The organism is Streptomyces sp. YS-3 (genome assembly GCF_045257485.1).
Taxonomy (GTDB): Bacteria; Actinomycetota; Actinomycetes; order Streptomycetales; family Streptomycetaceae; genus Streptomyces.
Genome location: NZ_JBJHPC010000494.1, coordinates 1 through 5,429, shown reverse-complemented (window position 1 = coordinate 5,429; position 5,429 = coordinate 1). Strand labels below are relative to the sequence as shown.

Annotated in this window: 4 protein-coding genes and 2 pseudogenes; 2 read left to right on the top strand and 4 right to left on the bottom strand. The window is 71.5% G+C overall.

Translation table 11 applies throughout. The features are described from left to right. Nucleotides 1-167: pseudogene (locus ACJA3G_RS29050) on the top strand (proteasome activator); the annotation flags it as partial. On the opposite strand, the pseudogene ACJA3G_RS29045 reads toward ACJA3G_RS29050, so the two are convergent. From ACJA3G_RS29045 to ACJA3G_RS29035, 3 genes and pseudogenes are all read right to left on the bottom strand, one after another. Beyond that, nucleotides 160-663 (bottom strand): annotated as a pseudogene (locus ACJA3G_RS29045) (bacterial proteasome activator family protein); the annotation flags it as partial. The pseudogenes ACJA3G_RS29050 and ACJA3G_RS29045 sit on opposite strands and share 8 nt — an antisense overlap. 104 nt (nucleotides 664-767) lie before the next feature. Continuing rightward, entirely contained in the window at nucleotides 768-1,190 is a 423-nt protein-coding gene (locus tag ACJA3G_RS29040) for a hypothetical protein (protein ID WP_406556010.1), read from the bottom strand. A 96-nt stretch (nucleotides 1,191-1,286) separates the two neighbouring features. Continuing rightward, nucleotides 1,287-2,897 (bottom strand): protein kinase domain-containing protein, encoded by a 1,611-nt coding sequence (locus ACJA3G_RS29035; RefSeq protein WP_406556009.1) that lies wholly within the window; start codon nucleotides 2,895-2,897, stop codon nucleotides 1,287-1,289. A 299-nt stretch (nucleotides 2,898-3,196) separates the two neighbouring features. Between ACJA3G_RS29035 and ACJA3G_RS29030 the strand changes: the two genes are divergently transcribed. After that, nucleotides 3,197-4,939 (top strand): protein kinase domain-containing protein, encoded by a 1,743-nt coding sequence (locus tag ACJA3G_RS29030; protein WP_406556008.1) that lies wholly within the window; start codon nucleotides 3,197-3,199, stop codon nucleotides 4,937-4,939. Nucleotides 4,940-4,976: 37 nt separating this feature from the next. Here ACJA3G_RS29030 and ACJA3G_RS29025 read toward each other — a convergent pair. Beyond that, nucleotides 4,977-5,429, bottom strand: a 453-nt coding sequence (locus ACJA3G_RS29025) for a phosphotransferase (RefSeq protein WP_406556007.1), incomplete at its 5' end; no start/stop codon positions are given.

The following is a 5,429-nucleotide window of genomic DNA, read 5'->3' as shown; positions in this document are numbered from 1 at the left end:
CCTTCACGGACGAGGCGATCCCCTCCGAATCGGAACTCCGGATCGCGCAGGCCCAGTTGGTGGGCTGGCTGGAGGGCCTCTTCCACGGAATCCAGACGGCCCTGTTCGCCCAGCAGATGGCGGCACGCGCCCAACTGGAACAGATGCGCCGAGCCCTCCCCCCGGGCCCTCCTCGTCGTCGTGGGACGTTCCCGGGGGGAGGGCTCGGCGCATCTGTTCCAGTTGGGCGCGTGCCGCCATCTGCTGGGCGAACAGGGCCGTCTGGATTCCGTGGAAGAGGCCCTCCAGCCAGCCCACCAACTGGGCCTGCGCGATCCGGAGTTCCGATTCGGAGGGGATCGCCTCGTCCGTGAAGGGGAGCGAGAGGCGTTCCAGCTCCTCGACCAGTTCGGGGGCCAGGCCGTCCTCGAGTTCCTTCACCGAGGAGGCGTGGATGTCCTTCAGGCGTACACGGCTCGCCTCGTCCAGAGGCGCCGCGCGCACTTCTTCCAGAAGTTGCTTGATCATGCTGCCGATCCGCATGACCTTCGCGGGCTGTTCGACCATCTCCGTCACCGGGACCTCGCGCGACTCGTCGTCACCGCCGCCGATGGCCATACCGTCCTGTCCGACGACCAGGATGTGGGGGCTGTCCGGCGACTCTTCGTTCCTCGGCATCTCCATGCCGTCCATTCTCTCGCACACGTGCCTCACATCACGTTGTGCCCCCGGGGGAGTGTGATCCACCCCTCGGGGAGGGGCTGAGTGGGAGCGGGAGCACGCGTCGGTCAGGGGCGGCGCAGGCGCAGGGCCAGGAACGCCAGGCCCAGGCCCGTCAGGGTCAGGCCCGCCCCCATCGACAGGACGTGGACCCGCAGCTCCGACGTGGTGGACAGGTCCGACGGCCGGGCCTTGCGCGCCACCGCCGGACGCGCGCTCGGCTGCGGGGGCGGGGTGGGCGACCGGAACGCGTCCGCGATCGGCTGCGCCGACTCGTCCGGTACGTACGGGAGGGTTCCCGGCGGGCGGCCCGGCCGGGCCCGGCCCTCCCCGGCCCGGTTGCCCGCGAACCGCTCGTCGAGCGGGGCGGACGGCGGCGCCGGGTCCTCGGCGTACGCGGGCGGGGTCACGAGCAGCAGGCCCGCCAGCGCCGCACCCGCGCCGAGCGTCCCGACCGCCGCCCGGAGCCGTGTCCGGAGCCCTGAAGCCATGCGGTCAGCGTCACACGGGGCGCCGGGGCGGGCATCCCGGGTGCGTCAGCCGGGTGCCCCGCCGTACGGAGGCACTGCCGCGCCCCCGTACGGGTACTACTGCTGCGGCGGGTTGCCCGAGGACAGCGTCAGGGTGAACTGGGCCGACTTGGGGTCGACGTCGGTGCCCGAGGCCGGGAACTGCGTCACGACCGTGTCCTGGCCCCACTGGCCGTTGTCCACCGTGGTGGTGTCGACCTTCCAGCCCGCCGCCTGGATGCACAGCTTCACCGACAGGATGTCCTTGTAGGTGAAGTCCGGGGCCTGGACCTTCGAGGGGTCGAGCGCGGACTTCTGCGGGCTGGTGCACTTGGTGGTGTCCAGCGTGCGGCTGCGCTCGGGGCCCTTGTGGCCGGCGACGGCCGCACCCGTGGGCTTGTCGCCGCCGTCCTTCGAGTCGTCGCCCTTGTTCAGTGCCAGCGCCGTGATCAGGCCGCCGACCGCGAGGAGCGCCACCGCGATCGCACCCACGATCACCGGGGTGTTCCGCTTCGAGGAGTGCGAGGAGTTCGAGGAGGGACCGCCGGCCGCCGGGCCGCTGGGGGAGATCGTGTACGGCGGCGGGGTGTGCTGCGCCGGCATCGGCGCCTGCTGCGGGTAGCCGTACGAGGGCTGCGGCGTGGGGGCGGGCGTCGGCGGGCCGTACGGGCTCGGCTGGTACGGCGTCTGCACGCTGCCCGAGTAGCCCTGCTGCACGGAGGCGTCCAGCGGCGGGAAGACCGTCGCGCCGACGCCCTGGCCGCTGGAGACCGGGCCGCCGCCGGTGATCACCGGGGCGGCTCCCGTCTGGCCGCTGGCGGAGATCCGGGCGATCTCGTCGCGCATCGCGGCGGCGCTCGGGAAGCGCTCGTTCGGGTTCTTCTTCAGCGCGCGGGCCACCAGCGCGTCCACGGCCGGCGGGATGGACCGGTTGACCGAGGAGGGCGCGACCGGCTCCTCCTGGACGTGGGCGTACGCGATCGCCAGCGGGGAGTCCGCGTCGAACGGGATCCGGCCGGTGATCAGCTGGAAGAGCATGATGCCGACCGAGTACAGGTCGGAGCGGGCATCGACGCCCCGGCCCAGGGCCTGCTCGGGCGAGAGGTACTGCGGGGTGCCGACGACCATGCCGGTCTGGGTCATCGAGGTGACACCGGACTGCATGGCGCGCGCGATGCCGAAGTCCATGACCTTGACCACGCCGCGCTTGGTCACCATCACGTTGCCGGGCTTGATGTCGCGGTGGACCAGGCCCATCTCGTGGCTGACCTCAAGGGCGGCGAGCACGTCGGCGGTCATCTTCAGCGCCTTGTCGGCGGGCATCGCTCCGTACTGCTGGATGTCGGTGTGCAGCACCGAGCCGAGCGGCTGGCCCTCCACGTACTCCATGACGATGTACGGCATCATCGCGCCGCCCAGCTCGTCCTCACCGGTGTCGAAGACCGACACGATGTTGGTGTGCTGGAGCTTGGCGACGGCCTGCGCCTCGCGCCGGAAGCGTTCGCGGAACGACGCTTCCCGGCCGAGTTCGGTGTGCAGGGTTTTGATCGCGACCTGGCGGTCCAGCGCGGCGTCGTACGCCAGGTAGACCGAGGCCATGCCGCCTTCGCCGAGGAGGTCGCGCAGCTGGTAGCGCCCGCCCGCGATGGAGCCGCCCGCATAGCGGCCCTGTGCGCCGTCCTGGCTCATGACTGTGCATCCCCCTTGGCCGCGGTGGCCAGCGATGATCCTGCGAATTTTCGAGCCAAGTCTGCCCGAGGGGTACGACACGTCAAGCCGGGTGCCCGTTCCGTGACCGTACGCGCAAGAAGCGTCTCGTAAGCGTTACAGGAATCGCATGGAATTTGCATGGGTACACGCGGAACCGATTGGATGGCCGGTCCATCCCGAACCGGCGTCCTGTACGAACGCTGTAGCGTGCACTACTGCACAACCGTAAGACCTTGAGGAACCACCGCTGACGCGGCCAGACACGACGGCGAGGACTGATGGCACCCGAACCCGAGGGAAGCGGCGCCGGGATGCCCGATGCGCAGGACCACGAGTCGTGGGTCGGCGGACTCGTCGGTGACGGCCGCTACCGGCTGACGCACCGGCTCGGCCGGGGCGGCATGGCGGAGGTCTTCGCCGCGGAGGACGTACGGCTCGGCCGTACGGTCGCGGTGAAGCTGCTGCGCGCCGACCTCGCCGAGGACCCCGTCTCCAAGGCCCGCTTCACGCGTGAGGCGCAGTCGGTGGCCGGGCTCAACCACCACGCGGTGGTGGCGGTGTACGACTCGGGCGAGGACGTGGTGGGCGGCCAGACCGTCCCCTACATCGTGATGGAGCTGGTCGAGGGCCGCACCATCCGCGATCTGCTGGTGCAGGCGGAGGCGCCGCCGACGGAGCAGGCGCTGATCATCGTCTCCGGAGTGCTGGAGGCGCTGGCGTACTCGCACCAGCACGGCATCGTGCACCGCGACATCAAGCCCGCGAACGTGATCATCACGCACACCGGTGCCGTGAAGGTGATGGACTTCGGCATCGCACGCGCCCTGCACGGCGCGCAGTCGACGATGACGCAGACCGGCATGGTCATGGGCACGCCGCAGTACCTGTCGCCGGAGCAGGCGCTCGGCAAGGCCGTCGACCACCGCTCCGACCTGTACGCCACGGGCTGTCTGCTGTACGAACTGCTCGCGCTGCGCCCGCCCTTCACCGGCGAGACACCGTTGTCGGTGGTCTACCAGCACGTGCAGGACACCCCGGTGCCGCCGTCGCAGGTGGCTTCCGTGGCGCCGCCGGAACTCGACGGCCTCGTCATGCGTTCTCTCGCCAAGGACCCGGACGACCGTTTCCAGTCCGCCGAGGAGATGCGCGGCCTGGTCCAGTACGGACTGCAGATGCTCCAGGCGCAGGGCGGCCACACCGGCACCTGGAACACCGGCCCGGTCGAGGTCATGCACGACGTCGGCCGGACCGCCGCGATGGGCATGACCGCGCCGACCGCCGCCATGGGCCACCCCGGGCACGGGGAGACCTCGCAGTTCCGCGGCCCGATCCTGCCGCCGATGAACCCGGACGACGGCGGCTACGACGGGGGTTACGGCTCCGGCGGCTACAACAACGGCGGTTACAACGGCAGCGGACGGCGCCCGGGCGGCGGCCGGGGCAAGGTCATCCTGTTCGTGGTGCTCGCGATCATCGCGATCGCGGCGGGTGTGGCGTTCGCGATGAAGGCGGGGGACAAGAAGGACGGCGATCAGACGCCGAAGAAGCCGGCGGTCTCCCACTCCCCGTCGCCTTCCGACGAGTCGAAGACGTCGCCGTCGCCCGACGACCAGGCGAGCCGCGGCCAGGATCAGACGTCGACGACCGGCGGCAACTACCCGCCGCCGTACACGCCGTCGCCCAAGCACACCAAGAAGCACACGCCGTCGCCCGGCACCAACCAGGGCACGACGTCCGGGACGAGCCAGGGCACGACCTCGGGCACCGACCAGGGCACGACGTCCGGGACGGACCAGGGCACGACCTCGGGCACCGACCAGGGCACGACCACCGGGACGACCTCGGGGACGGATCAGGGCACGACCTCGGGCACGACGTCCGGGACGAGCACGGGCACGACGGCCGGGACCACCACCGGGACGAGCCAGGGCACGACCGCCGGCACGACCGACGGCGGGACGGGCGACACCAAGGGCACGACGACCGGCGCGACGACGGGCGGGCCCACCCCGAAGACCTGACCGGGGCGGCGGCCGGGCGGGACATTCGCAACACGCCCTAGTCCGCGAACGCCTCGCACACCGCCTCGTACTCGCGGGTCCACCAGACCGCCAGGGCCGACGCCGCAGGGAACTGCGGGTCGGCCCTTCGGTCGTGGAGCAGATAGCGCCAGCGCAGGATCCAGAAGTCGTTGAGCCGCTCCCACCACACGCGGTGGACGGCGGCGGCGAGTTCGGCCGGGTCCGCGCCGGTGGCCTGGCGGTACGCGCGCGCGTACGCGCGCACCTTGTCGAGCTCCAGCTCCCCCGCCGGGCGTACGAAGAAGATGACCGCGGCCCGTACCGCCTCCTCCGCGCGGGGCTGGACGCCCAGACGGTCCCAGTCGACGATCGCGGCGGGCTCCTTGCCGCGGTAGAGCAGGTTCAGCGGGTGGAAGTCGCCGTGCACCCAGGCCCCGGCCTTCTGCGGGGGCGGGCGGCGGTCCGGCCTTCTGCGGGGGCGGGCGGCGGT

Coding starts and splice junctions, on each gene's coding strand:
- ACJA3G_RS29035 (WP_406556009.1), bottom strand. CDS start 2,897: ATGAGCCAGGACGGCGCACAGGGCCGCTATGCGGGCGGCTCCATCGCG.
- ACJA3G_RS29030 (WP_406556008.1), top strand. CDS start 3,197: ATGGCACCCGAACCCGAGGGAAGCGGCGCCGGGATGCCCGATGCGCAG.
- ACJA3G_RS29040 (WP_406556010.1), bottom strand. CDS start 1,190: ATGGCTTCAGGGCTCCGGACACGGCTCCGGGCGGCGGTCGGGACGCTC.